This window comes from Segatella salivae DSM 15606, assembly GCF_000185845.1.
Classification (GTDB): Bacteria; Bacteroidota; Bacteroidia; order Bacteroidales; family Bacteroidaceae; genus Prevotella; species Prevotella salivae.
The window spans coordinates 3,088,674-3,089,764 of the sequence record NZ_GL629647.1 but is presented as its reverse complement, the minus strand read 5'-3'; the positions used below and the strand labels follow the sequence as shown (position 1 = coordinate 3,089,764).

Sequence of the window (1,091 nt, the reverse complement as noted above, 5' to 3'; positions counted from 1 at the left end):
TTTTGGAGCTTCTCAATCGTATCATCTTTTGCCGGTTATTACTATTATTTATTTTGCAAAAATAGATATAATGTCCTTACATTGCAAGGGATTTTACACTTTCTTTTGCCCTTCTTTCTTATATTTTTCTTTTCCTCATAGATTCTCCTTGCAACTGAATTAAGAATGGAGAAGGGAGTCTAACACGACAAAGGATTTTTCATGTAGCTAAAAAGACTATCGCATAAAGGGCTTATATTTTAGCTAATAACAACTCTACGATAGCCCAAAGCCCCCAAAACTATCGTGTAAAGAGATGGAAATTATAAAGAGAGACGATATGTATTGCTGTTATTTTAGCACAAGGTTAAATAATAAAAAGACCACTCAAAAGGGCCAATTTGGCTTTCTTGAGTGGTCTTTTCCTATTATCAAGCAATTATTCTACTACAACCGGCCGAATCGACTGACCATATCGGCAGTTATCTCCATTATCGGGATTAACGCCATCACAATCTATACCCAACAAGCGTGCAAAGTCTTTATCGTCTTCAAAGAGAATAGATGACGAGTAATATCCACCATAACCGGCATATTTTACAGCCTTGGTATTATCATATCGAGAGCCCGCGAAGGGTAAAAACAAGCCTTTTGAGAGCTCTTCTTGCGTCAGTTCTTTACCAAAAGTCATAACTCTTGCAATGTCACCTTCGCCAGGTTCAGTCACTAAATAGCCATATATTCTCTTATTATCTTCCACAACTATATAGCCAAGTTGCCACTTTCCGTTCTGTGCTAAGTTATAAATCTCGTCATATTTTGGCAAGCGATACTTCCCTTTTGTGGCCCAATAAGCGATATCACCAAAGGCTGCCTGGTTGAAATCGGTAGTCTCATTTAAGAACTTATCGTCTGTATACATCTTTCCTGAAATATCTGTTTTCGTTGTGTTTCCATACACATCTTTCGAATAAGTGAGTGCATTCTTACCACAAACACCAAAGTTGAAGTGGTCTATCTGGTCATCAGCCTGCATCAACTCAAAGTTATAAGCCTCTGATGAGCTTCTATGAAATCCATAACGGGGATTAAAATAATCCCACTGATGCTCG

General features: G+C 37.9%; 1 protein-coding gene. It reads right to left on the bottom strand.

Translation table 11 applies throughout. The annotated features are described in order from the left end of the window. Positions 1-418: 418 nt before the first annotated feature. Positions 419-1,091, bottom strand: a 673-nt coding sequence (locus HMPREF9420_RS12040) for a hypothetical protein (RefSeq protein ID WP_007135998.1), incomplete at its 5' end; no start/stop codon positions are given.